Source organism: Roseimicrobium gellanilyticum (assembly GCF_003315205.1).
GTDB lineage: Bacteria > Verrucomicrobiota > Verrucomicrobiia > Verrucomicrobiales > Verrucomicrobiaceae > Roseimicrobium > Roseimicrobium gellanilyticum.
In genome coordinates this window covers 164,239-190,182 of the sequence record NZ_QNRR01000008.1, presented here as the reverse complement: position 1 = coordinate 190,182, position 25,944 = coordinate 164,239, and the positions used below count along the sequence as shown (strand labels likewise).

Below are 25,944 nucleotides of genomic sequence, written 5' to 3'. Positions count from 1 at the left end.
CAACCGGCATGAAACGCTCCACCTTCAGCCTGCTTCTGGTCCTGGCCGCTCAGGCCGGTGCTGTTCATGGCGAACTCACCGACGAACAGCGCAACTTCTTCGAGCGGAAGATACGCCCCGTGCTGGTGGAGCAGTGCTACGAGTGCCACTCCACCCAGTCCAAGAAGGTCAAGGGCGGCCTGATGCTGGATACGAAGGAAGCCACGCTGCACGGCGGCGATACCGGTCCCGCAGTAGTGCCGGGCAAGATTACGGACAGCCTGCTCATCGAAGCCATCCGCTATGGCAACAAGGACATGGAGATGCCACCCAAGGGCAAGCTCCCCGCGAGTGTCATCGCCGACTTCGAGGCATGGGTGAAGATGGGAGCACCGGATCCACGCGGTGAGCAGGTGGCAGATGCAGGCAACGCTGCCTCACAATGGAAGAAGAAAGACATCGATGTCGTGGAAGGCCGGAAGTTCTGGGCCTACCAGCCGCCGAAGAAGTCGCCGGTGCCTGAAGTGAAAAACACCGCATGGCCAAGATCGGATCTCGATCGCTACATCCTCGCAAAGCTCGAAGAAAAGGGACTGCAACCCGTGGCCGATGCGCAGAAGCTGGATCTGCTGCGCCGTGTGACCTTTGACCTCACAGGATTGCCTCCCACATTGGATCAGATTCAGGCCTTCATGAAGGATGCCTCACCGGAGGCTCTCACGCGGGTAGTGGACAATCTTCTCGCATCAGAGCGCTTCGGCGAATACTGGGGCCGCCACTGGCTGGATGTCGCGCGCTATGCGGAGTCCAGCGGGAAGGACATCAATGTCCCCTACCCCTTCGCTTGGCGCTATCGCGACTGGGTGATTGGAGCCTTCAACGAGGACATGCCGTACAACGAGTTCATCCGTCAGCAGGTCGCGGGTGATTTGTTGCCCTTCAAGGATGCGGTGGACCAGAGCAAGAAGATCGTGGCCACGGGATTCCTCGCCATCGGCACGAAGCCGCACAACGAACGCAACCCGCGCCAGTTCGCACTCGAAGTGGCGGATGAACAAATAGATACTCTCACCCAGGCCGTGCTCGGCACCACAGTGGCCTGCGCCCGCTGCCACGATCACAAGTTCGACCCCATCCCTCAGAAGGACTACTACGCCCTCGCCGGCATCTTCCTGAGCAGCGAGACGCTGTATGGCACCAATGGTGTGATACAAAACAATCAACCATCCGACCTCATCGAGCTTGGTCGTGACTCCGGCATGGCCCCGGGCTTCGAGGGCATCAGCGCCTCTGCACGCGCGGATCTCGCCCGCCGCATGAAACAACTCGACGACACCCGCGCCGAACGCCAGCAGGAGGCCATGGCTGCACGCCGCAGTGGCAAGGAGATCGACGCTTTCCGTCTGCTCGCCGTGCGCCAGCAGACCAGCGAGCTCAAAGGACAGATCAATCGCTACGCGGAAGATGGCAGCGCCCGCATCCTCGCCATGGGCGTGTATGAGCGCAGGACTCCCGTCAACAGCCCGCTCTTCAATCGGGGTGAAGCCACCCAGCCGGGCGAGATGGTGCCACGCGGCTTTGTGCAGGTGATGTTCCCCTCCACGCCACCGCAAGTCACGAAGGGCAGCGGGAGGCTCGACCTCGCGAACTGGCTCGCCAGCACGGAGAATCCCCAGACCGCGCGCGTGATGGTGAACCGCATGTGGCGCTGGCTCTTCGGTCGCGGCATTGTAGCTTCCGTGGATAACTTCGGTGCCATGGGCGAGAAGCCCTCCCATCCCGAGTTGCTGGACTGGCTCGCCCTTCGTTTCATGGAGAACGGATGGTCCGTGAAGAAGATGGTGCGCGAGATCGTGCTCAGCCGTACCTACCAGCTCTCGAGCCAGCACGCTCCGCAGAACTTCGCCGCAGATCCGGACAATACCCTCTTCTGGCGCATGAGCACACGCGGTCTCGATGCGGAGTCTCTGCGTGATGCCATGCTCTCCGTCAGTGGCGAGATTGATTTCTATCCACCGCCGGGCTCACCCGTGTCACGCGTCACGGGCGAAGGTCGTGAGGCCATCTTCCGCTTCTACCAGGCCACGCAGCAGCCCACCAGGTATCGCTCCGTGTATCTGCCACTCATTCGTGATGTGGTGCCAGAGGCGCTCGCGCTCTTTGACTTTGCCAATCCAGCACTCGTCACCGGCGACCGCGAGACCACCAACGTCCCCTCGCAAAGTCTCTACCTGATGAACAACGCCCAGGTCATCGCCTTGAGTGATGCGTTCGCACGGCGCGTGTATGATTCCTCCAAGGACAATCCCACACGCGTGGTGAATGCCTACTGGCTCGCCTTTGGCCGTGCCCCCACGCAGCAGGAGATCCTGGCCACACGCACCTTCTTCAGCGAGTACGCGCAGGACGCGGCAAAGGCAAAGAGCGCCAAAGATGCCGATATCACCATGTACGCGTGGAGCGCCTTCTGCCAGGCGCTCATGGCTTCCGCGGAATTCCGCTTCCTGAACTGATCATCGAGAACCCAAACCTGTCTCCCACGTGAATACTGCCATTCCCTTCTCGCGACGCAGCTTCCTGCAAGGCACCTCTGCTGGTTTTGGTTACCTCGCTTTCTCAGCACTTTCCACCTGGGGCGCGGCTGCCACCTCGCCACTCGCGCCCAAGCCCGCTCACTTCGCTCCGCGTGCGAAGCGGGTCATCTTCCTCTTCATGCCCGGTGCTCCCTCGCATGTGGACACCTTCGACTACAAACCCAAGCTGACTGCGGACACTGGAAAAGAATCCGGCCGTGGTCGCGGTGGTCCAGCCACGTTGTTGGGTTCTCCCTGGAAATTCTCCCAGCACGGACGCAGCGGCCTGTGGATCTCCGAGTTGTTTCCGGAAGTCGCAAAGCACGCCGACCATCTCTGCCTCGTGCGCTCCATGCACACGGACATGCCGAACCATCCCCAGGCGGTGATTCAGATGCACACCGGCACCGCGCAATTCATCCGGCCCTCGCTTGGTTCATGGACTCTGTACGGACTGGGCACGACGAATGAAAATCTCCCAGGCTTCATCACCATCAATCCCGCGCCCCAGGGCGGTGCCAGGAACTATGGCAGCTCCTTTCTTCCCGCGATCTATCAGGGCACGCGCATCGGTTCCAACTTCCCCGGAGGCGGCGGTGCTGGCCGACGCTATGGTGGCGGTTCGCCTCAAACCATCAGCAACATCGCGAACCCTCGTTACACGACGGAAGCACAGCGCACACAGCTCGATTTCATCCAGACGCTCAACAAGGCAAAGCTCCAGCAGGAAGCGTACGAGCCACAGATCGAAGGCGTCATCGAGAGCAATGAACTCGCCTTCCGCATGCAGAACGTGGCTCCCCAGGTGATGGATATCGAAAAGGAATCCGAAGCCACAAAGAAGCTGTACGGCATCGGTGATGAAGGCACGGACACCTTCGGCCGCCAGTGCCTCATGGCGCGTCGGCTCGCCGAGTCCGGCGTGCGTTTTATTGAAGTCTCCCACGGCAACTGGGACCACCACCGCAATCTCACTGCGGATCTGGAGCGCAACTGCAACAACATCGACAAGCCCATCGCCGGTCTCCTCACCGACCTGCAAGCACGCGGCCTGCTCAAGGACACCCTCGTCATCTGGGGCGGTGAGTTTGGCCGCACCCCGCACGCGCAGTCCGGTGATGGACGCGACCACAACAACAAGGGCTTCACCCTCTGGATGGCGGGCGGCGGCGTGAAAGGTGGCCTCTCCTATGGCGCCACCGATGACTACGGCTATGAGGCCGTATCAGACAAAGTCCACATCCACGACTGGCACGCAACCATCCTCGCGCTGCTTGGCCTCGATCACGAGAAACTCACCTACCGCTACGCCGGCCGCGACTTCCGCCTCACGGACGTGCATGGCCGCGTGGTGAAAGAGATCTTTGCGTAGCTCCAGAGGCGAAACGCAAAGCAACAAAGCAGCAAAGATTGAAATCTGATGAGCCAGCGGAAGCTCGCTCTCCTCAGCATCCTTTGCTGCTTTGTTGCTTTGCGTTAAAGCCAATTCACACCGTCACCTTCCCCGCCCGCAGCAGCACATCACCATTCTCCTGCATGCCATGCATCCGTCTCCGGTACACATGGTGCTGCGGAGAGACCATGCCGTGCGTGAGTCCACACTTCACAAACTGCACCGCAATGCCCGGTGACTCCTGCCAGTCCTTGGCATTGATGCCACCGCCCTGACAGTAGAGCGTGTGATCAAACTCCTCCTGCGCATGAATCTTCCCATCATGGATGTGCAATGTGGGAAAGAACAGCGACTGCGGCATGGAAGACGGAAATGAAAACGCCATGGGATGCACCGGCCCGTGGGTGTCCTTCAGCTTGAAGACCGCGAATCCAAAGCTTGCGTAGCCGGGGAGCTTCTTCCAAACATCATCCGGCAACCGGAAGCGCTCATCCAGCCGGGAGAAATCCGCGATGGTGGGAACGAAGCTTGCATCAAACGCGCCCACACTCTGCACCTCCAATTTCTGCGGCGGGGCCGTCACCGCCGCGGAGAAAGGACCAGCCCCGCCTCTCGACATCGGGGGCAGCGGAAACCCCTTCCACAAATCATCAAACAGCCTCGAGTACTTCCCCAGGTTGATGAACTTCACCGCCTTCTCCCCGGAGCCGGGCACCACGGGAATGGGCAGCACCATGGAGAGCTCTTCATTCGCAGTAAGGTTCATCGCATAGGCGATGAACTGATCCACACCCGTGCCCATGCGGGCAAAGATCTTGGTGCTGCTGACATCTTGGACGGGACGACTGAAACAACACATGGCGGCAGTAGATTTGAGATTTCAGATTTGAAATTCCAGATGCAGCTCCGAGCAGCGCACGACTCAACAGACGCCGCTCACTTGAACTTGCCCAAGCGCTCTTTGCTCCAGTTCAGACCTGCATCGATGGTTTCATCATGCCCGTGCCGGCTCTTGAGAGCTTCCCAATGCTCAGACGCCTTGGCAAAGGAGGACTTCGCCAGCTTGCTGTCTTTTGCAGCCTCACCGGATTGGCCGAGAATGCCGTAAAGCTGGGCCAGCAATACACCACACGCCTTGCGATCGAGTTCGTCGAGGCTGGCATCGTTCTTCTGCATCAGCTCCTCCAGCCGGTCCACCCCTTCCTTGGCAATCGGGACGGCATCCTTCGCCTTGTTCAGGTCACAGAGCATCTGGGCGTGCGCCCCCTTCTGTCGCGCATACTCCGTGAGGAAGCGCGTGTTGTCCGGATTGTCCTTGCTGAGATCCTCCAGCGTCTTCACGGCGGACTCCTGTTTCGTACGAGCCTCGGTGGCGTTGCCTTGATCCCGCTCCAAGGCGGCGAGGGCGCCATAGTTTCGCGCCAGCAGGTAGCGGGCCTCCGCCCACTGTGGCTGCGTGCGCACCAGTTCCATCAGGATTGCCTGTGCCTCTGCCTGCGCATCTTTTGCATCCGTGGTGCCCAGCTTGCCGGAGACGATTTCACCAAACTCGATGTAGGCCTCCGCGAGCGTGAGTGCCTGCTCCTGATTGTGTGGCGCGGACTTCTCCACCAGCTTCACCATCACCTCCATGGAGTCGAAGAGCGCACGCATGGCCTCATCCAGCCTGCCTTCATCGCGGAGGGAAAGCGCCTGCTCAATGCGGCTCCGCGCCAGGAGGAATTGCTCCTGCGGGGTGAGTTCCTCACCCACCACCTTCGCATCCATGAGCGTCGGCACGCGGCCCAATGCATTCACCGCCACCGCCGTTTCACCATCGCGGCGGGAGCGCTTGCCAAGTTCATACCAGGCCATGGCGCACTCCACACGAGCGTTGCGGTCCTTTGGATTCTTTTCCAGTGCCGGGGTCAATGCTGCCACGGCTTCCTTGAAATACTGCGAGGCTTCCACGCGATGCCCCTCCTCCGCCTTCATCGTGCCCAGCCAGCGGCACGTGCGGCCCAGCATGATCTGCCGGCGCGTCACATCGGCATGGGTGGGCTCCCGCTGCAGCAGCAGGTTCAGCGTGCTGCGGGCTTTCTCAAACCACGCCTTCGCCTCCTTCTGCTGGTTCTTGCGCATCAGCAGCTGCGCCGTGTTGAAGTAGTTCGTCGCACGCAGCGGCAGCTGGGACTCATCCTTCTCCAGTCGTGGCCGCTCCTGCTCGCAGAAGGCCAGGGCATCATTCACATGCTTCTGCGATATCTCCGCCTGCAACCCAAGCCCGGCGGGAAGTTGCAGCAACTGGGTGAGGAACTGATCCACCGCCGCCTGGGACATCTGCAGGTTCGAGCTCGCCAGCCGCTCCGCCTCTTTGGCCTGTTGGAGCTTCGTGGCCAGATCCGTGATCTTCCCTTCCCTCGCCTTCTCGCCCTCCTCCTTTTCTTTCGCGATCACTGCCGTGGCTTTCTCCGCATGCTGCCACTTGGTGTACTTGTCATAGCCATACCAGAGACCATATCCGGCAGCGGCGACTAGCGCGACGAAGAGCACCTGCACCATCGTCCGCAGGAGCATCACGCGCCGGGCCTGGCGCCGCTTTTCGATGCCAATCTTCTCCCGCGCATCTTCCAGAAGGTAGTCCGCCTCGAGCTTTTCAAACTCGCGCATCACCTCACGCAGATCCGGCCAGCGCAGCTTCGGATCCAGCGCCAGGCATTTCTCCAGTATCTGCTTGCGCCGCTCGTCCCACTTCGAGGTCGGCTTCTTCGGCCACTCGATGTCATGCTGCGCACGCACCGCAGCGAGGATGGCGCCATTGTCCACCGTGCGCACCGTTCCATTGAAGTTGGCCTGCTCGCGGATTTCGCGTTCCAGTTCCTCCTCCGCACGCGGGAACTTGCCCGTGAGAAGGCGATACGCCAGCACGCCAAACGCGTACACATCCCACGAGGTGCCATGCGTGGCGAGCGCGTCCGGATGCTCCGCCTGCTCCGGCGGAATGTAGAGGAAGTGGTCCGTGGTATCGAAGTGGTGCACCCCGCCAATCCAGCCCTGCACCGGGTCGCCAATCTTCGTCGCGCTGGCCTGGTCATCCTCCAGCAGCACATTGCGTGGCTTCAGATTGCAGTGCACGAGGTTGTGCTTGTGCAGCCAGGCCATCGAGTCACACACCTCATAAATGTACCGCCAGGCCTCGTCCGGAGGCACCGTTCCGCAGCAGCCTTCCAGCGTGGGCGTCTCCCAGTGCTTCCGCCGCTGCGCGTCCTCCGTCATGAATCCCACCAGCGGCACCGCCACGTGGTAGGGAGCCTTGTCAAAGTCAAAGTGATGCACCTTCAGGATGCCCGGGTGCTCCGGCATCTGCTGCAGGCCGCGCATGCCGATGGTCAGCAGCTTGCGGTTGATCGCCATGCTGCTGAAGACCTTCACCGCGCACGCCTCCCGCGTCTCCCCCACCACAGCCCGGTACACCGCACCGCAACTGCCCTTGCCGATGAGGTCTTGTAGTTCCAATCCGTCGATATCTGGCAGACTCATGGGGAGGTCTCGGGCATTATTATTTGGCGGTTTTGCATCGAGCATGCTGCATTCACCCATGAAAAGCAAGAAGCTACCCGGGGGAGGAAGCGGCAGAATTTCAAGCCGCTAAGGCAGGCTTCAGCTCTGGGTATCAGAACCCGCAACAGCCCTGTGGGCCAGGGGCAATATGGACATGAATCCACCGCGAAATGTCTCGTGATGCGAGGAAACCCCGCCAGCGTGATGCAGCTCTTTGGCAAAGCGCTTTGGAGCGCGGGGAGCATCACCACTTTGGGTGGGAATGCTGGGATCGGAGGCAAGTGGAGGGCTGTTTTGTGCTCCAGCCCCATCAACTCCGCCTCTCGCCTACCGCGGCGGTTCCGTCGCGGCTCCACCGCCCAACAGGTCGGCATCGTCGAATTCAGGTGTCTCCAAGACCACCTCCCCATGCTTCACCTTCTTCTTCGCCATGGCGACGGAGATCCAGCGGAACTCGGTGGTGTTCTCCAGGATGACCTTGATCATCATGGTAAGCGGAACCGCGAGAAACGTCCCTATCGGCCCCCAGACGTAGAACCAGAACAAGCCGCTCAACACGACCACGAGACCGGAAATGCCAAACCGCCGGCCCATGAGCATGGGCTGGAGGAAGTTATCCAATCCAAAATTGATGATGCCATAGCCAATGCCCACCCCGATCGCGGTGCCCGGACCGTGATTCACCAAGGCCTCGGCGATGGCAGGGATGGAAGCTGCCGTGGAGCCCACCGCTGGAATATAATTGAAGAGGAACGCGAGGATGCCCCAAAGCAGTGGGTACTTCAGGTCAAACATCCAGCACCACATGAAGGCCAGCAAACCTGTTGCGACGCTGATAAGCGTCTTGACCCCAAGGAACTTCTGAATGTCCGAGGCGGACTGCATGAGCACCCTGAAATCAGGTCCACCGGCATTGCGAATGACTTCCGCGCGGCTTTGCGTGCCTGGCGCCTCCATGAGGATGAACATCATCAGCACCATCACGATAATGAACGCGCCCAGAGCCACAGCCACCGTGCCGAAGGTACTGGTGACAAACGAGGCAAGCTGCTGCATCACATCCTTCTGCTTGCCCATTTCCACCACCGACTGAAGGTTGAATTCTTCCACCGCCTTGATGGCACCCACCACGCCCACTTCCTTTTCCAACCACACGGCGGACTCATCCACGATTCCCTTCAGCTTGACGAGGTAAGTGGGCACCTCCTTGGAAAGGCTCTTCAGCAAGTCATAGCCTGCCCAACCAACCAGGCCAATGCCCAGGACAATCACGCCCACCGTCAGAAGCAGCGCAACCATGTGCGGGACCCGCTTCTTGATCATCCAGGACATGAGCGGGTAGCTCAGCACCGCCATGAAAAAAGCGACGGCCACGGGCACAAAAAAGACGGCTCCCGCCTTCAACCCAGCAACCACAAGTGCCACACAAGCCAGCGTAATCAGCGCACGAAGCCCCTGCATCGCTCCCTTGGGAGCTATGCTTTCACGTTCGATATCGTCCTGATCGTCAAGTGCCGCCATGGGGGTATGCGGAACATTACGTCTCTCAGACCCCGAAAGCCAGCATTCTACTCAGGTTTTCTTCACAGATGAGAAAACAACATACCGCATGGCGCCACGACGGTAGGCCACCCAGATGCGCAGCATGGTGAGGGCAAAGATGCGGTTGTCATTCTTCGGGTCCAGCAGGAACCGCAGGTACCCCGGCTTCCGGACCAGCCCCACCAGCATGCGCCAGGCACAGATGGGCCAGGTGCGGGCCACCTTTTCGGAAACGTCCAAAGCACCCGTCACCTCGAATCCTGCATTTTGCATCCACCCCATGTATTCGCCTTCCGTGCCCATGGCGGGCAGACGTCCCTCCCGACACACCGGCTCGATAAGATGGCGATGCTCCCACGGTTTCAGGTTTCCGCCGGACAGCCACGCACACACCACGAGTCTGCCCCCCGGCTTCAGCACCCGGGCGGCCTCAGTGAAGACACGCACCTTGTCCTGCATGTGCTCGGTGCTCTCAATCGCCACCATGGCATCGTAATGGCTGGGCTCGCGCTGGTTCTCCATCCAGTCCTCCAGCAGGTATTGGGGATTCCCCGGAGGCTCTGTCACGGACTCCGCATACCGCGCCTGAGCCGGTGACACAGTCAACCCGATGACGTGCACGCCATGCTCACGCGCCAGGATGCGCGAGGTACCGCCATAGCCACAGCCCACATCCAGCACCTCCATGCCGGGGGTCAGTTGCGCCCGCTCCGCCACCAGATCCACCAGCCGTCGTACCGCCTGCTCTGGCGATTCCTTTCCCGTCTCCCAAACGCCGTGGTGCACATGCTCACCCCAGATCTCCCGGTAGAACCGATCAAGCTGATCATAGTGCCGCGCGACATCATCCGTGGAGATGGACTGGGTGGACTCAACCATGCGAGTGGAAGCAACACGGGGAGGGCGCGATGTCAAAAGGATGCGACCAACACCCAAAGCCGCGCACAACGATACGGTGCACCACTCACCATCACTTCAGTCTCCGAAGTTCCTCTGCGTCTCTGTGTCTCTGCGTTGAAACCAATGCAACCCGCCACACCCAACAGCCATTTCCCAACCCTCCCACACCTCTACTGATGTTCTCATCCACGGCCAATAACCTGAGTGACACCACTCAAAACAAGCGGGGACGCCAGCGTCTGCCAGCATCCCCGATGTGTTACTAAAAACGAACTGATGGCGACACCTGCTACCGCTTCACCTTGCCGCGCATGCGCATCCAGGTGGGGATGTCGAGGTCATCGCCATCCACGATGGTCTTGTCCGTGCCCTTGAAGCGAGCCACTTCATCCTGCTGGAGATTCAGGGAGGGCTGCTTCGCTTCGATAACCTTCTTCGCAGGAGCGGACGCCGTGGTTTGCAGCGTACGCTGGGGTTCGCGGCGGGGCTCGACGCTCGGCTGTGCGCCGGCGTGCGGCTTGGGTTGGATGTACTTGTCCGCCCAGTGAGAAGCGGCGGCCTCCGGAGAGCGCGCTTCCACGGGAGCGGAGCTCTGCACTTCCTCCTCTTCTTCCTCCACCTCATCCTCTTCCATCTCGTCGACGAATTCCTCGTCTTCGTCCTCCTCTTCTTCCTCTTCCTCGTCCTCCACCATGGAGAAGATGGACTGCTTCACGAGCGGCTTGACCTCTTCCTCATCACGCGGCTTGGACTGCACCAGGATGCTGGTGGCCTTGATGGACTGCTCCTTCACCACTGGAGCTTCGTGCTCGACGGTTTCGTGCACCGGAGCCTCAGCGCGCACGGGCTCGGGCTCGGGCTGCGGCACCTGTGCCACAGGTGCTGGCGCGGGCGCAGGTTCCGGCGCAGCGACTGGAGCCGGAGCGGGGGCTTGCACAGGGGCTTCAGCAACCACGGGAGCGGCGATTGGAGCGGGTGCCGCATAAGCCTGCACCGCCGGAGCGGGCTCAGGAGCGTACACGGGAGCCGGGGTCTGCGCGATGGTGGTACGGACAGGCGGCAGCTCCTGCACTACAGGCGGAGGCACCGGAAGCGGTTGCGGAGCCTCCATCATCAGCGGCGCCGAAGGAGCGGCCTGTACGGGCTCCTCAAACAGCGGCACCTCCTGCATCTGCACAGGCACGGACACTATCGGAGCCTGACGAACAGGCTGCGGTGCGGGCTGCACGGGAACTGGAGCGGGAGCGGGCGCGGGCGCAGGTGCCAACGCGACAGGCTGCTCATGAAACTCAGCAAAAAGCTCCACGGGAAGCGGATCCTTCACCTTGGCAACGGGGGCAGGAGCAGGAGCCACGGGAGCCGGGGCTGGCGCAGCAACAGGAGCTGCCACGGCAACCGGTACAGGTGCAGGCAGCGGTGCCGGCTCAGGTTCTTCCATTCCCACGGGAGCATGAAGCTGCAGGCCATTGCCCGAGTAGGCCGGAGCCTTCTCAACCGGGGCCTTCGGAGCTGGTTGCGGCCGGCTCGTGATGCGCGGCTCCACCACTGCATCCGCCGAGGGCTCCAAGGACATCTGCTGCGCGGTGAGCGAGCTGATGAGGGTGACCGTCATCATGTCTCCCAGCTTCGCATCCACGGCGAGGCCGAACATGATCTGCGTTTCCTCCGGCACATACTTGCCGAGCTGCTTCATGAGCGCTTCCACTTCGGCAAGCGTCAGGCTCTCACCACCGGCAATGTGCACCAGCAGGTTGCGGGCGTTCTGCAGAAGCTGGCCCTGGTTCACCAGCGGGCTCTTGAGTGCGCGCTTGAGGGATTCCTGCACCCGGTTGGTGCCGCGGGCTTCGCCGAAGCCGAAGAGGCAGCGCGCGTTCGGGCTGCGCAGGGCGGTCATGAGGTCGGCAAGACCCATGCGCACCACGCCGGGCTGCGTGACCATCGTGGAGATGGCCCGCACACTGTGACCGATGAGCTGATCCGCCTGGCTGAACGCCTTCTGGATGCCTTCCTTGGGCAGCACCAGCTCGCCCATGCGGTTGTTTTCGAAAAGGATGACTGCGTCAGCGCTGCCCTGCAGTTCCTCCAGTGCCATCTCCGCCTGCGTGAGGCGGCGGCGGCCTTCAAATGAGAAGGGCATGGTGGCGAACACAAACACCATGGCACCCAAATCCCGTGCAATCTGCGCAACCACCGGAGCTGCACCCGAGCCCGTACCCCCACCCAGGCCGGCGCAGATGAAAACCATGTCATGCCCCTGCAGGGCCAGGCGAATCTGGTCGGAAGACGCGTCCGCAGCCTCGCGGCCCAGCTCGGGGTCACCGCCGCAGCCAATACCGCGCATCATCTCCGCGCCAAGCTGAATCTTCAGCGGCGCCATGGCATGGCCGAGCACCCGCACATCCGTGTGCATGGAAACGAGGCTCACTTCCATGAGGCGATCCAGACAGATGCGGTCCAGCACATTCAGACCGCCACCGCCGATGCCCACGACGCAGATCTTGAGTGATGATGTCGCCGAGGGTTCGCGATCCTGGTTGCGTTGGAATTCTACCATAAGCCTGGTTGGTTGAGGGTGTGCGGTTGGTTGCTGGCTAAGGGTGTGTAACTCAAAAACGGGCAAAGCACCAGAGTGAATCTGGGGCCGGTCAAAGTTTGGCTGTCGCGTCGTTCAACTTCCGGGCAGAGTGCAGCGCTCAGGGGCGGGCTACATGGTCCAGGAGCTGAACATTTCGACCATGCGCCGGCCAAGCTTGGCGAAGGGCGACAGCCAGGGTTTTTCAGAATCCATCAACTGGGCGTAACGGATGAGGCCAATCGGGCCCGAGTAGCAGGGATTTTCATAGGTGGCGGTGGCGCCACCCTGCGGGGAAGACCCCGTGCGGGTCACGCGCACCCCGAAGACATCACGCGCCACCACATCGATGCCGCGCATGAGGCTGACGCCCCCGGTCAGGAAGACGCCCGCGCCAAGCTTCGGCAGGTGCTCTTCCACCCGCTCACGCACACGCTCGAGGATCTCGCGCGTGCGGAGGTGAATCACTTCATTCAGCATGGCACGCTCGATCTCGCCCACGTACATGCCGTTCTCATCGTCCACCTTCAGCATTTCGCTGGGGTCCACGCCCTCAAAAATGGCCGAGCCCTCCTCCACCTTCAGGCGCTCGCAGCGCGCGTGAGGGATCTGGAAGCACATGGAGATGTCATTCGTGATGTGGTCCCCGCCGAGCGGCACACAACCGGAGGCGGTGAGCATGCCATCCACGTAGAGCACGTAGTCCGCCGTACCGCCGCCGAAGTCGATGAGCAGCGCCCCGCCCTGCTTCGCGTCCTTGTTCAGGGCGACCTGAGAAGCTGCGAGCGGCAGGAAGACCACGTCCTCCACCTCCAGCGGAATCTGCCGCACGAGGCGGATGGAATTCTGCACACGGCTGCGCACGCCGTGGATGATGTGGAACTCCGCCTCCACGCGTTCTGCGGGGCGGCCAATCAGCGAGCGCACCTGCTCCTGCCCATCCACACCGTACTTGCGTGCAATGCGGTGGAGGAAGACGTGGTTCTGCGGGATGTCGACATTGCACGCGATCTCGCGCACGTCTTCGAGGTCATCCTCAGTGATGGTGCTCTGGTCAGACGGCAGGCGGTACACACCACCGTTGTTCAGGCTTTCAATGTGCGCTCCGGAAACTCCGAGGAACACATTGCGGATCATCACGTCACTGCGATCCTCAGCACGGAGCAGCGCGTCATTGAGGCACGTCTGCGCAATGTCGAAGTCCACGATCTCCCCCTTGCGGATGCCACGCGAGGGAGCCTGGCCCACGCCGAGGATCTTGATCGCGCCGTCCTTCTTCACCTCGCCGACCACGACACAGATCTTCGACGTGCCAATCTCAAGTCCTGCATAGATGTTGCTACGAGCCATGGGATACGGGTGTTGGGTTGCGATGTGAAAATGTCAGTTGTTGCGGGCGAGCTGGCGGCGAACCGTCGGGCGACGTGGAGTCGTGGCAGGCGCCGGCTCAGGCACCGGCACCGCCATGACGGGAGTTCCACGGAGAGTGAGAGGCACATTGTCTGCGACGAGGAGGTCCACGGTGGCGAGCTCCCACTTGCGCTGGGCAGCTTCATTCACCACGCGCTCCAGACGTCGGATCTGCGGCTCAAATGCATCAGCCGGGAAGATCACGGTGAAAAGGGCATCGTACTGCGCCGAGAGCGAGTAGCCGCGTGAGGCATCCACGCGGCGGATGCGCATGGAGTGGGCCAGCGCGCTTTCCTCATGCGCCTTCAGCAATTGCAGGGCCTGCAGCACTTCAGGTGCCTCAATGACGTGTCCGGGCTTCAGCCGCTGCATCTTCGCCACGCGGATGACCGGCAGCTTGCGACGGGACTCGGTCACTTCATCACTGGGCAGCACCACACCGGCATCATCGAGCAGGCAGCCATAGCCAGCCACCTTCGCCTCCAGACGCTGCTCCGGGCACTCCAGCCACGCCACGGGACGGCGCTGCTCCACCTCCAGGAACACGAGTCCCGGATAGCCGCGCGTCACCTTCGCATGGCGCACCTGGGGCAGGGCCTCCAGCTTCTCACGCACCTGCACGAGGCCGATGTCCAGCATGTTCATGCCAGTCTCCAGTTCACTGGCAGTAATCAACTGCGAAGGAGAAAGCTCCCCTTCCGTCATCACCGAGATGTGCTGGAGCTGGAAGCGCGAGTTGTTCGTGAAAGCCTCACGCACCACAATGCGGCCTGCGCTGAACAGGCCGATGGCCATCAGCGCTGCCACCGCAAACTTGAAACCCCAGCGCATCGCCTTGCGACGCTGCTCACGGCGGGTCGCGTCCGTCTCCGGATTCATCTCCAGGCGGTGCACATCCAGGCGCACATGATGCACCCTGCTGCGCCGGCTGCGGAACGCATAATTCCCCCGCGTCGCATTGGGGCGGCGCTTTCTGTTCTTCGGGAATAGTTTGTCAAAAAACATTTCTCCACATAAGCGTGAAAGGTCAATCCTTCCCCCGGGCCTTGAGTGAAAGCTCGATGATGCGCTCCATCAGTTGCGGAAACTCCATGCCGGCCACCCGCGCCGCCTTCGGCAGCAGGCTGCTCACAGTCATGCCGGGGATGGTGTTGATCTCCAGGACGAAGGGCTCCCCATCCTTTCGCAGCATCACATCCACGCGGCCGTACACTTCCACACCCAAGGCACGCATGGCTTCCAGCGCTGCCTGCTGCACACGCGCCGTCACGCGTGCATCGAGATCCGCCGGGCAATGGTAGAGCGTCTTGCCCGTACCTGACATCCAGGGGTACTTGTTGTTGATGTCGTAGAAGCCGCTCACCGGCTCGATGTGGATGACTGGCAGCACCTGGTCGCCAATCACGCCCACCGTCAGCTCACGGCCTTCGATGTACTCTTCGACGAGAGTCTCGTCTCCGTACTTCTTCGCGTCTTCGAGCGCAGCAGCCAGTTCGTCCTTCGAACGAACGATGTGCACGCCCACGCTGGACCCCTCGCAAGGCGGTTTCACCACCACCGGCAGGGCCAGTTCCAGTTCATCCACCCCGTCGAGACGCAGCACCTGGCTGCGCGGCGTGGGGACACCTGCTTCGAGAAACTTCCGCTTGCTCAGCACCTTGTCGAACGCCACCCGGCTGGTCTCCACCCCGGCGCCCGTGTATGGCACTCCGAGCTTTTCCAGGGCCTCCTGAATCCCGCCGTCCTCACCGAACGTACCGTGAATCATATTGACCGCGATCAGCACATCCTTCGGCACCTGGAGCTCCGTGGTGAGCACATCCACCTCAAGGACGTCCGCGCCCAAACTCTTCAAGGCCTCCGTCACACTTTCCGCAGACTTGAGAGACACCGCCCTCTCGGAGCCGGGGCCTCCTTTCAATACTGCGATTTTGTGGTTTTTAAGAGTCATCGGGGCCAAAGCAGTGGGGCAACTGCCGACTATTGTGAGCAATTATGGTTTCGAGTGTATGTTTCAGAGCTTAAAGGTCAAGACAATTGAACTAATTTGAGTCGCATTTTTATTCACAGCTATTAACCGCCGCCGATTCCTTCTAAAAGCACTCCACCTTGTCACTAAGACCTCCCCGCGTACATTAACCCTCTCATGAACCTCCATCTCGACTGGATCCATCTCTGGGCCCTCATTCTCGGTTTTGTCATCGGTTTCCTGCTCTACATCTCCTCCTTCCGCGCTCACTGGAAGACCAAGGCTGAATTCCGCCGGTACAAGAAAATGCTGAGCGACAAGATGGACTTGGAGCACAAGCAGCTCTCGGAGATGACCAGGGAGCGCGAACGCATCTCCAAGGAAAACGAAAGCATGCGTCTGCAGATCAGCCGCTTGAACGACCGCAGCGACAACAAGCTGCAGCGTGAAATGGAAATCTACGCCCGTGCCGAGAAGCAGATGACCATCAATGCCCCCGGCTTCGCTCCCGCCTGGGAAATCGCCAAGAGCCAGGCGCTCACCCAGCTCGAGACCGAAGAGCGCGGCAACAGCTTCCCCCAGCGTATCTTCCGCAAACTCGTAGGTGGCAGCACCACCGCCGCCCTCCCCGCAGAAGCTACCGCGCACGCCACCTCCAAGAACGGATCGAGCTCCGGCGCCGTGACGAGCGATCACGGCATCTAAGTCAAGGCAGAGTAATGCGGAAACCAGAACCCAAAGTACGAAGTCTGCGCCAACGCTGGCGCCAGTTCGTGGGTGCTGCCGCATTCCCCCTCTTCGTGAGCATCGCGGCTCTGCTGATGGCCTCCAGTGACTGGAGGCAGCAGCAGCGCCTGCTGCAAGCCACGCTGCCCATCCAGGCCCAACTGGAAGCTTACCGCCGGGAGTATCAACAGTACCCCCTCACCCTTTCCCAGATTGGCATCGTGGACAAGGAGGACGATTGCATTCACTACCGGCGTGAAACCAGGGATGGCTACAGCCTTTGGTTCGGCGCACATGTCGGACAACCCAAAACGCTGCACTGACGCGGTGGCAAACATCGCAGATGCGCACGTAATTCCCCATCCCGCCCCACGCCCCTCCGCACTTTCTTCCATCATTCCATCATTCCATCATTCCATCATTCCATCATTCCATCATTCCTTTCCCATGCTCCCCCTCCCCGACCGCTCCTTCGCCGCCTACATCTTTGACTGCGATGGCACTCTGGTCGATTCCATGCCCATTCACTACGTGTGCTGGGTGGAAGCCTTGAGAAGAAACGGCGCGACCTACGCCTTCACGGAGGATGAGTTCTACCACTTCGCCGGCGTGCCGGAATACGACACCGTCGTGGTGCTCAATGGCCTGCACAAAACGAACGTGGACCCACGCGCTGTGGTGGAGACGAAGGCGGAACTCTTCCGCAAACGCATCCGCGAAATCCAGCGTGTGAATCCCGTCGCGGACTTCGCCATTTCCGTGCACGGGAAGTTCCCCATCTCCGTGGCCTCTGGCAGCGAAGCGCCCATCGTGCGCGAGTGCCTGACTCACACCGGCCTCATCGATCTCTTCCCCATCATCATCACTCCTGAGAATGTGAAGCGTGGCAAGCCCGCCCCCGACATGTTCCTCCTCGCCGCCGAACAAATGGGCGTGAAGCCCGAAGACTGCCTCGTCTTCGAAGACGGCCGCAGCGGCATGGAAGCCGCGAAAGCCGCAGGCATGGAAGCGGTGTTCATCCCGAGGACGATGCGGTAGACTCACGGGATCTTGCCTTGCCTGCTCATGAGCATTCCCGAAGAGTATCGTCCCTTCGCATGCCGCGAGTATTTCGAGGATGGCTGGTCCGCGCAGGGCCATTTTGACGAAGACTCCCAGACGCTTGTCATCGTTCCCCTGGATAGGTCTTACGTCGCTAGCGAGATCTCGTTCTTTGCCATTGGCCGCTCAGGCTTGGGTGGAATCGACTTTGGGTTTCGAATCGGTCACCAAGGATTGTGGGCCTACCATCCGATCGATCAAGAATTCCAGTTCATGGCACCCACCGTGGCTGCGTTGGTGGAAGGCTGGTGCTCCGGAAAACTGTCTATCTAACAGCGTGCAACGTTTGAGCACTCACACGAAGGCGGCATATTACCCATCCTCCGTACGTATTGTTTTCTGTCACTCCCGCACTCATGTCCCAAACCGCCCTCATCCTCGTCGGTCACGGTTCCACGCTGAACCCTGACTCCAGCACGCCGACCCATCAGCATGCGGATGAGATTCGTCGTCGAGGCGTGTTCGATGAAGTGGTGTGCTGCTTCTGGAAGGAAGAGCCCTCCATGCGCGAGGTCTTCTACATGGTGAAGAGCAGGGAAATCTTCGTGGTGCCCAACTTCATCAGCGAAGGCTACTTCTGCCAGGAAGTGATTCCGCGGGAACTGCGCATCGATGGCCCCATCACGAAGCGCGGCGATACGAACGTCTACTACTGCGATCCCGTGGGCGTGCATCCCAGCATGACGAAGCTGCTGCTGAAGCGTGCCAATGAAGTGGCGCCCGGCGTGCCGCGTGATCAGACCGCGCTCATCATCGTGGGCCACGGCACCAGCCTGAACGAAAACTCCACCAAGGCCATCAAGGACCAGGTGACCCTCATCCGCGAAGGTGGATACGGATTCGCCGAAGTGCTCGACGCCTACATGGAAGAAGCACCCTTCGTCGCGAAGTGGCACGAGATGAGCACGGCACCAAACGTGGTCGTCGTTCCCTTCTTCATCGCGGACGGCCTCCATAGCTATCAGGACATCCCCGTGCTCCTCGGCATCACCACCGAACCCACCGCCGCCGCGAGTCAAAACGAAGTCTTCTGGCACAATCCCCACGATCTCCACGGTCGGAAGCTCTACTACAGCAGCGCCATCGGCACCGAAGCCCTCATGGCAGACGTCATTCTGGATCAAGTGCACGACTTCCAGACACGGCACTCCCTCGCCCCAAAGACGTCCGCCTCGTCCACTCAACCTACACCGTCCACAGACGCCCTCGAACATCTCCTCTCGCGAAAAGACGGCTTCCGCATCGGCCAAGTGCAAGTCCACCACACCAACGATTGCTCCTGGCATTGCCATCATGTGGACGACACCGAAAATCGCGGCGGCCTTCAAGCCTTCAAAGCCCCAGAAGACGCACGCTCCATCGCGACCTACGATGACGCCGGAAACTTCCGCGCGGTGAAGACCGCACCAAACCTGCGCCATGGCTGGGTGCTCGAACTTTCCAACACCTCCGAGTTGCTCCTCGCCCTGGACTTCCTCTATCCCGCGGCGGTGGGACTTTGGGAGCACTGGCTCGCAGGCACCTTGCAGCCCGTACCGCTGCGCGAAACGCTGAACCGCCAGACCGGCATGTACCGTTTCGCCAAGAACATCACCGACGAGCTAGCGCAGCAGATGGTCGCCGAAGTCTGCGATCCCGCTACGAACTGCCTGCGCGCCATCACGTGGTCACTCACTGCTGACCAACCCCTGACCTCACTACCACCGGAAAAGCTGCCACCTGCCAAGGACGCCTACAAGCAAACCGGCGTACTGCCCTTGCTTTGCGTGGAAGCTTGTACTCAGGCCGTGAGCGCCGCGCGTGAACTCGCTCGCGCCAATCACGCAGCGAAGACGGATGCCGCAACGGCGCCTTGATTGAAGAGAGCACACAGGCTGAAGAAAATCACAAATGGGTCCGCCGGGTGCTCTGGGCGTCCGCTCAGTTCAGTCTCAGTCTCCGAAGTTCCCTCTGCGTCTCTGTGTCTCTGTGTTGAATCCCACGCAGGTGACCACACCCATTCTTCACGGAACCAACCCCTGCAAAAAGTCACCGCTCGCCAGAGAGATTCTTCGCTCTCAGCCCGTAGCTATCTTGGCCCGCTTTCCGCTGCCAAGCGCCTCAGCCTCATCTTCTCTTCATTGTCCCTCCCCCAGACAATCCAGACATGACCCTCCCCCGTTCCCGCCGCCAATTCCTTCGTGACCTCGGCATCTCCGCCGCCTCGCTGCCCTTCCTTTCCGGATTGCCCAGCCTGACCGGCGCCCCGCTGCCGCAGAAACGTCAGCGGCTGGTGATCATGTTCTCGCCGAACGGCACCCTGCCTAAGGATTTCTGGCCCGATCAGGAGGGCAAGGACTTCGCCTTCAAGTCCATCCTCCAGCCCCTGGAGCCCTTCAAGAGCCGCACACTCATGCTCAATGGCATCGCCAACCTCGTGCGCGGCGATGGCGATAACCACATGCGCGGCATGAGCTGCCTCCTCACCGGCAGCGAGCTCCTTCCCGGAAACATCCGCGGCGGCGGCGGCTCCCCCGCAGGCTGGGCCGGCGGCATCTCCATCGACCAGGAGATCAAAAATTTCCTCCAGAGCAAGGCCGAGACCCGCACCCGTTTCGGCTCCATGGAGTTCGGCGTCGCCGTGCCGGATCGCGCCGACCCTTGGACGCGCATGAGCTATGCCGGCGCGAACCAGCCCATCGCTCCCATCGATGATCCGTACCAGATGTTTGGCAAGATGTACGGCAAGATGAAGGACAAGGAGAGCCTCGTGAGCATCCTCGATGACGTGCAGGCCGACTTCAAAAAAGTCTCCGCCAAACTTTCCGCGCGCGACAAAGCGATGCTGGACCAGCACCTCACGCTGGTGCGCAACCTCGAGAAGGATCTGCAGAAGCCCGAGGAAGACTCCAAGCTCGCACATCCCATGCCCGAACTCGATCCCGGCATTGAGCTCGTGAATGACAACACTCCCGAGCTGAGTCGCATGCAGATCGATCTGCTGGTGAATGCCATGGCCAATGACATGACCCGCGTGGCCACCCTGCAGTACATGCGCTCCGTGGGCCAGGCCCAGATGCGCTGGCTCGGCGTGGAGGAAGGCCATCACTCCCTCTCCCACGAGCCTGACGACAAGAAGGACGCCTACGAGAAGCTGCAAAAGATCAACACGTGGTTCGCCGGTGAATTCGCCTACCTTGCGAAGCGCCTCTCCGAAACCCCCGAGCCCACGGGCGAAGGCAGCATGCTGGACAACACCCTGCTCGTCTGGACCAACGAACTCGGCAAAGGCAACTCCCACACCCTGGACAACATCCCCATCGTCATGATCGGCGGCGGCTTCGGCTTCCAGATGGGACGCAGCCTGAAGTACGACAACAAGGTAGGCCACAACCGCCTTTGGATGACCATCGCCCACGCCATGGGCCACACCGGTCTGCAGTCCTTCGGCAAAGCCGAGCTGTGCGCAGGTGGGGTGCTGAATCTGGCGTAGCCATCCCGCTCCCTCGCGACGAACTCATCCCATGACGTCGCCATAGGCCCGAGGAGTGGGAACGCCTCGTTTCCATTCGCGCGTGGATAACACCACTCAGCGCAACACCTCCACGAAGGGAAAGTGCCCTTCGCAGGGAGCGGCACTAGCCTAGTGCCGGTGGTGTGAATCATGGGTGCGGAGCCCCTTCTTCCAGCCCCAACGCACCCATTCATCGCGGATTGGATTGGCGATAAACCCGGCTCGTCTCACGATCAAAGACAAGCTTGTACCCACCGCCATTCTCCCAGTACTTGGCCGCAAATAGACCATCGCGAACCGTTGCCACATGCTTTCGTTCTTCTTCCCAAGAATCTCTACCTGAACCCAGGTGCGTTCGCCACGCCTCCCTCCAACTGAAACGTTCTATGGATAGAGCGCCGCTAATCTCTCGCAACTCGTAGCGCGAAGCCCACTTCCGAAAGTCCTCCTCACTCATGGTGCATTCCCACGCAGTCCATGAATAGGTCTCATAGTAGGAAATATCAGAGGCCGATTGAGGCAGCCAGTCTACAGCACTCAGATTCGTCCCGGTCTCGGGGCGATTGTTGGACAACCATGCCGTTCCGATCCAAGCAACGAAAATCGTGAGAGGGTTGAAGACCACGACTGCTGCGACAATGATTTTTTTAAGCCATCGCTTCATAAATCAAGCTCGTTGGTCAGAAGAATGCCCAAGCTTAGCTATTCAGGCCGCGGAACGCAACGATTGCCACCACAGTGCGATGACCAAATTCACAACAGCACATGGTCAGGCCGCGTATTCATCCTCCAATCGTAGATTCGCAAACCCGCTGGCGGTGGACGGCTTGATAGTCGTCCACTCGCACGGAGACAGACCTTCGCCGGAAAGTAGCTAACCTCGGATCGAACCATCATGTCGTCGTAAGCGCAAAATTAGGCGCCTTGGACGAAAGACGCACAGTGCTTTCCGCAACAGCTCTGGAAGGCGTAATAACTCTCGACAGCTTTGGCAAATGCAGCAGCCAGCTCACTGTTTGTGGTGATCCGCCGCGCCAAAAGCATCTCATCATCCGTCGCTTCATCCTTCCGCCACTGCACAATCGAAACGTAACGGCTCGACGCCGAGTCCTTCCGCATGACGGCATCAATGATACTACCATCGGGCAAAGCAAACCACACGGACATGTCGAGCCCACCTGCGTGATCGCAGGAAAATAGTATCGCCTGCCCTGCCGCGACTCCTCGTGTATCCAAAAGCTGGCGAACATCCTCCCACTTTGGGTTCAATCGAAGTGTGGCCGTCTGATCGAGGAAATTCAGAGAGTAATCAGAGGTATTCAAGGGCGCGTAGGGTCGCTTAAAATACAGCCAGTCCGCAAGGGTGCAGGCAAAATCAACTCCGTTGTAGCCTGCACTTTCGCAAGGTTAGCACGCATTTCTCAGTCTCCGAAGTTCCTCTGCATATCTGTGTCTCTGCGTTGAACACCCTTCACCCTGACCCGCATCTTGCGAGATCCCCTGGTCAAAGATGCTCAATGGCCCCACTAAACACCATCGGACTATCCTGCTTTGGCAATCAACACGATGAGGACAAAAGACACGGCGAAGACTCCCACCAGCATCATCCACTCACGCGCATTGAAGTCACCAATGGGAAAGCTCCGGGGATTGAAGAGTGATTTGAAGACAGGTTTACCCACACGGCGGTAGTGAAGCGCGAACACTGCGTTGCCAGCAATGGTCGCGAATGCGAGAAACAGCACGATTAGCATCTCCTGCGTTCCAGGCATCGAACGAACGCCATCCAGAATTATCTGCCAAGTCCGAGAATCACCGTCCATGATTCTAACCATACAGTGAACCCGCGCGTGCGCTGAAAAAATCATCGCCGCTATCGCCTGCACATCTACAGGACTCATTCACCTACCTCAGTCTCCGAAGTTCCTCTGCATCTCAGCGTCTCTGTGTTGAACTCCCTGCACCCCAACCCGCACCCAACGGCACGGCACCCCGCCTGTCCCAGACGCGCCAACTCCGCAAACCTGCCTCCCACCATTGTGCCCCACCCTCCCACAATCATGCCCGCCCCACGCCTCACACCATAATACATCATTCAACTTTGCCCACCCACACGGTGTTGGCTTGTCTCCTCCCTCCCCTTTTGAGACCATCCCCCGCGTCAGTCGAGTGCATTGAACCCTCATTCAATATCAAACTCTCAGACTCAGACGCCCATGAAAAGCACCCTTCTCCGCTTCCTCGCGCTCGTGACTCTTGGCATCACCAGTGCTCCTCTCCTCCCCGGTGCCAGCATCCAGGTGAATACTACTTTCGCCTTGCCCGCCACGTCCTCCCAGCCGCTCATCTGGCCTGCATCCGTGGCATCGCTACAGGCACGTGCCACCGACCCGCTCTACTCCAGCTACAGCAACAGCGTGCGCAGCTACGTGAATGGCCAGCTCGGCTCCCTGGCTTCCGCCACGAACGAAGACACCCTCGCCAGCATCGCCAAAGGCGCCGCCATTCTTGAACGTCTCGGTGAAACACCACCGAACACCTATGCCAGCTACGCCCTCGTGGCCACCACCGCCATCTCACGCATGGGAAGCCGCGCCGCCTGGATCCTCTTCCAGCCTTCCAATCGCTTCCAGCACATCTATGACAGCGGACGACTGCAATCGATGGCCGAGGCCTTCGATCTCCTGCGCGGCTCGCCCAATCTCACCGCAGCCAACATCACCACCATGCGCTCGAAGATCACCCAGTGGGCTGATGCAGGACGCAACAACCTTGAGTTAAACACCTTCCACCCCGATGATAACTACGCGCTGAAGTTCGGCTCCGCCATCATCACCACCGCGTTGGCCTTGCGTGACTCCTCCACCGCCAACACCTGGCTGACCAAAGGCAAGACCCTGGTGAACGCCGCGCTCAACCGCATGGCTGATGAAACAGGCTGGTATCGTGAAAGCTCCTGGTATGCGAACTACTCGCTCAACAATCTCGTGAGCACCGCCCATCACGTGAAGAACGCCACCGGAGTGAACTGGTTCACCAATCTCCAACCGCTCTTCACCTTCGCCCTCCTCACGCGCCAGCCGGACGGTTCGAGCGCTCCCTTTGAAGAAGGTCTGCGCACCTATCTCACTCCTGACCTCGCATGGGGTGAATACACCAGCACCTCGCTTGGCTCTGAGCTGCGCTGGTCCCGCGCCAACCTCACGGCGGCTCCCATCTCCAGCAACTTCGAGAACAACCAGTACCACACCGCCACACGCTTCCTCGCAGTCGACAACAGCGTTGCCGCAGCCGTACCCACCGCTTCACCCACCAACTTCCTGAGCTCGGCCGATGTGGAAATCACGGTGCTGCGCAGCGCCCACGGCACCAGCGGTCGCCAGGCCACGCTCATCGCCGCCACGGATCATTCTTCAGACGAACTCATCAACACCCGCCACAACTCGCGCAACCCGCTCGACATGGTCATCTACGACGGTGGCGAGTCCCGCGTCGTCACCAGCGGTGGCGGACCCAATGTCACCAGCTCCACGAATCGCGCCTACTACATCAACACCGTCACCGGAAAGAACGTTCCCACTGTCAACGGCACCAGTTCCTACATCACCAACGGCGCCAACATCGGTGTCTCCACCTGGCTCGATAGCATCAATGAAGGCGGGCAGACCAATCGCTTCGCCGATCTCAGCAGCACCACGGTCACAGGCATCAATGGCAGCGGCAACACCGTCACCCGCACGCTGGCAATGATCGATGAGAGCTACTTCGTCGTGCTCGACTACTTCAACAACTCCGCCCAAGTCACCAACCAGGTGAACTGGCACCCCGTCGGCACGCGCACCCAGGTCTCCTCCACGACCGATCTGCTGCAATACCGCTGGGACAAGGGCACCAAATCCTGCGATGTCTTCATGGCTGGCAGCGGTGCGCTCACCGGCAACAATCTCTCCGGCTACTACGCTGAAACCTTTGGCGGCGCAGAGCAGACCATCTCGGGCGTGCAGGGAGCATTGACCAGCAATGATGGCTCCATCCTCACCATCCTCAGCACTCGCGATACCGCAGCGACAGCCATCGCCGCCACACGTCTCAGCACCACCGCCTCCACAGCGCATGCAGTGGAACTGCAGGTGCCGGGAGGATACACGGACATCCTCACCTTCAGCTCAACGCCTGGCACCGACTACGATGCCGGGGCCATCACCACCGACGCCGCCTTCGCAGCCGTGCGCGATCAAGGCGGAGCTGTCGTCTCTTTTACCCTGGTGAATGGCAGCGTCGTGCACCTCGGTGGCGCAGCCATCTTTGAATGCAGTGCCGCCGCACCGGCCATCTCCGCCACCTACAGCACCACCGGCATCCTCGCTCAGGTAGACGCAGACGCCGCTCCCACCAGCGACTACCACTTCGGCTACGGCAGCACCCTCAATCCCTCCGCCACCTACACGGGCTATCAGGACGGCGTGGCCCTGTCTCCCAGCCAATTCTACACCGACGCCACCGGTCTTCATTTCATCGGCATCAGCAGCGGCGGCACGTTGCGAGTGACCGTGCAGCCCTAAGATTTTTGAGAAGGCCAAGGGGACATGGTTGCGATACTGCCGCTACTTCATGATAGATTTTTCAGGAACGAAGCAGTCACTGCTCTCACGGGTGCGATCTGCGCTTTGCGTCTTGGAGTGCGGCGGCAAGCGCTAAGGCGCGACACCGCTTTGAACGGAGCCCACATCATGACGATACGTTAGA

General features: G+C 60.4%; 19 protein-coding genes. 9 read left to right on the top strand and 10 right to left on the bottom strand.

Features of this window, described 5'->3' with window-relative positions; genetic code table 11:
* The first annotated feature begins 8 nt into the window (after nt 1–8).
* Complete coding sequence (locus tag DES53_RS21140) at nt 9–2,492, top strand: PSD1 and planctomycete cytochrome C domain-containing protein (protein ID WP_113960307.1); 2,484 nt, start codon at nt 9–11, stop codon at nt 2,490–2,492.
* 28 nt (nt 2,493–2,520) lie between these two features.
* Nucleotides 2,521–3,924: a DUF1501 domain-containing protein gene (locus tag DES53_RS21135; protein ID WP_113960306.1), complete on the top strand. Its 1,404-nt coding sequence runs from the start codon at nt 2,521–2,523 to the stop codon at nt 3,922–3,924.
* A 115-nt stretch (nt 3,925–4,039) separates the two neighbouring features.
* Here DES53_RS21135 and DES53_RS21130 read toward each other — a convergent pair whose 3' ends face one another.
* The 8 genes from DES53_RS21130 to DES53_RS21095 form a co-directional block, all read right to left on the bottom strand.
* Nucleotides 4,040–4,804, bottom strand: coding sequence for a hypothetical protein (locus DES53_RS21130; RefSeq protein WP_113960305.1), 765 nt, complete (start codon nt 4,802–4,804; stop codon nt 4,040–4,042).
* Nucleotides 4,805–4,881: 77 nt separating this feature from the next.
* Entirely contained in the window at nt 4,882–7,464 is a 2,583-nt protein-coding gene (locus DES53_RS21125; RefSeq protein WP_170157277.1) for a protein kinase domain-containing protein, read from the bottom strand.
* A gap of 348 nt (nt 7,465–7,812) precedes the next feature.
* Entirely contained in the window at nt 7,813–9,006 is a 1,194-nt protein-coding gene (locus tag DES53_RS21120; RefSeq protein ID WP_113960303.1) for an AI-2E family transporter, read from the bottom strand.
* 51 nt (nt 9,007–9,057) lie between these two features.
* Nucleotides 9,058–9,906 carry an SAM-dependent methyltransferase gene (locus DES53_RS21115; protein WP_113960302.1) on the bottom strand — a complete coding sequence of 283 codons (849 nt, stop codon included), beginning with the start codon at nt 9,904–9,906 and terminating at the stop codon, nt 9,058–9,060.
* 310 nt (nt 9,907–10,216) lie between these two features.
* Nucleotides 10,217–12,481, bottom strand: a complete 2,265-nt coding sequence (locus tag DES53_RS33895; protein ID WP_113960301.1) for a cell division protein FtsZ — start codon at nt 12,479–12,481, stop codon at nt 10,217–10,219.
* Between the two features lie 150 nt (nt 12,482–12,631).
* A complete protein-coding gene (gene ftsA, locus DES53_RS21105; RefSeq protein ID WP_113960300.1) occupies nt 12,632–13,849 on the bottom strand; it encodes a cell division protein FtsA in 1,218 nt (405 codons plus the stop codon).
* A 33-nt stretch (nt 13,850–13,882) separates the two neighbouring features.
* Complete coding sequence (locus DES53_RS21100; protein ID WP_113960299.1) at nt 13,883–14,914, bottom strand: cell division protein FtsQ/DivIB; 1,032 nt, start codon at nt 14,912–14,914, stop codon at nt 13,883–13,885.
* Between the two features lie 22 nt (nt 14,915–14,936).
* The gene (locus DES53_RS21095) at nt 14,937–15,860 is read right to left on the bottom strand and encodes a D-alanine--D-alanine ligase family protein (protein ID WP_113960298.1); all 924 of its coding nucleotides are present in this window, start codon (nt 15,858–15,860) and stop codon (nt 14,937–14,939) included.
* A 195-nt stretch (nt 15,861–16,055) separates the two neighbouring features.
* Here DES53_RS21095 and DES53_RS21090 point away from each other — a divergent pair, with 195 nt between their 5' ends.
* From DES53_RS21090 to DES53_RS21065, 6 genes are all read left to right on the top strand, one after another.
* Complete coding sequence (locus DES53_RS21090) at nt 16,056–16,583, top strand: hypothetical protein (RefSeq protein ID WP_113960297.1); 528 nt, start codon at nt 16,056–16,058, stop codon at nt 16,581–16,583.
* A gap of 95 nt (nt 16,584–16,678) precedes the next feature.
* Complete coding sequence (locus tag DES53_RS21085; RefSeq protein WP_170157276.1) at nt 16,679–16,927, top strand: hypothetical protein; 249 nt, start codon at nt 16,679–16,681, stop codon at nt 16,925–16,927.
* A 124-nt stretch (nt 16,928–17,051) separates the two neighbouring features.
* On the top strand, nt 17,052–17,642 hold the full coding sequence (locus DES53_RS21080) for an HAD family hydrolase (RefSeq protein ID WP_170157275.1): 591 nt from the start codon (nt 17,052–17,054) through the stop codon (nt 17,640–17,642).
* Nucleotides 17,643–17,669: 27 nt separating this feature from the next.
* Entirely contained in the window at nt 17,670–17,978 is a 309-nt protein-coding gene (locus DES53_RS21075) for a hypothetical protein (RefSeq protein WP_113960294.1), read from the top strand.
* An 83-nt stretch (nt 17,979–18,061) separates the two neighbouring features.
* Entirely contained in the window at nt 18,062–19,561 is a 1,500-nt protein-coding gene (locus tag DES53_RS21070) for a CbiX/SirB N-terminal domain-containing protein (protein ID WP_113960293.1), read from the top strand.
* 290 nt (nt 19,562–19,851) lie between these two features.
* Nucleotides 19,852–21,177 (top strand): DUF1552 domain-containing protein, encoded by a 1,326-nt coding sequence (locus DES53_RS21065; RefSeq protein WP_113960292.1) that lies wholly within the window; start codon nt 19,852–19,854, stop codon nt 21,175–21,177.
* A gap of 936 nt (nt 21,178–22,113) precedes the next feature.
* Here DES53_RS21065 and DES53_RS21055 read toward each other — a convergent pair.
* Both DES53_RS21055 and DES53_RS32555 read right to left on the bottom strand, forming a co-directional pair.
* On the bottom strand, nt 22,114–22,521 hold the full coding sequence (locus tag DES53_RS21055) for a hypothetical protein (RefSeq protein ID WP_113960290.1): 408 nt from the start codon (nt 22,519–22,521) through the stop codon (nt 22,114–22,116).
* A gap of 218 nt (nt 22,522–22,739) precedes the next feature.
* Entirely contained in the window at nt 22,740–23,099 is a 360-nt protein-coding gene (locus tag DES53_RS32555; protein WP_147263528.1) for a hypothetical protein, read from the bottom strand.
* 315 nt (nt 23,100–23,414) lie between these two features.
* On the opposite strand from DES53_RS32555, the gene DES53_RS33125 reads away from it, so the two are divergent.
* Complete coding sequence (locus tag DES53_RS33125) at nt 23,415–25,760, top strand: autotransporter outer membrane beta-barrel domain-containing protein (RefSeq protein ID WP_170157274.1); 2,346 nt, start codon at nt 23,415–23,417, stop codon at nt 25,758–25,760.
* The last annotated feature ends 184 nt before the right edge of the window (nt 25,761–25,944 follow it).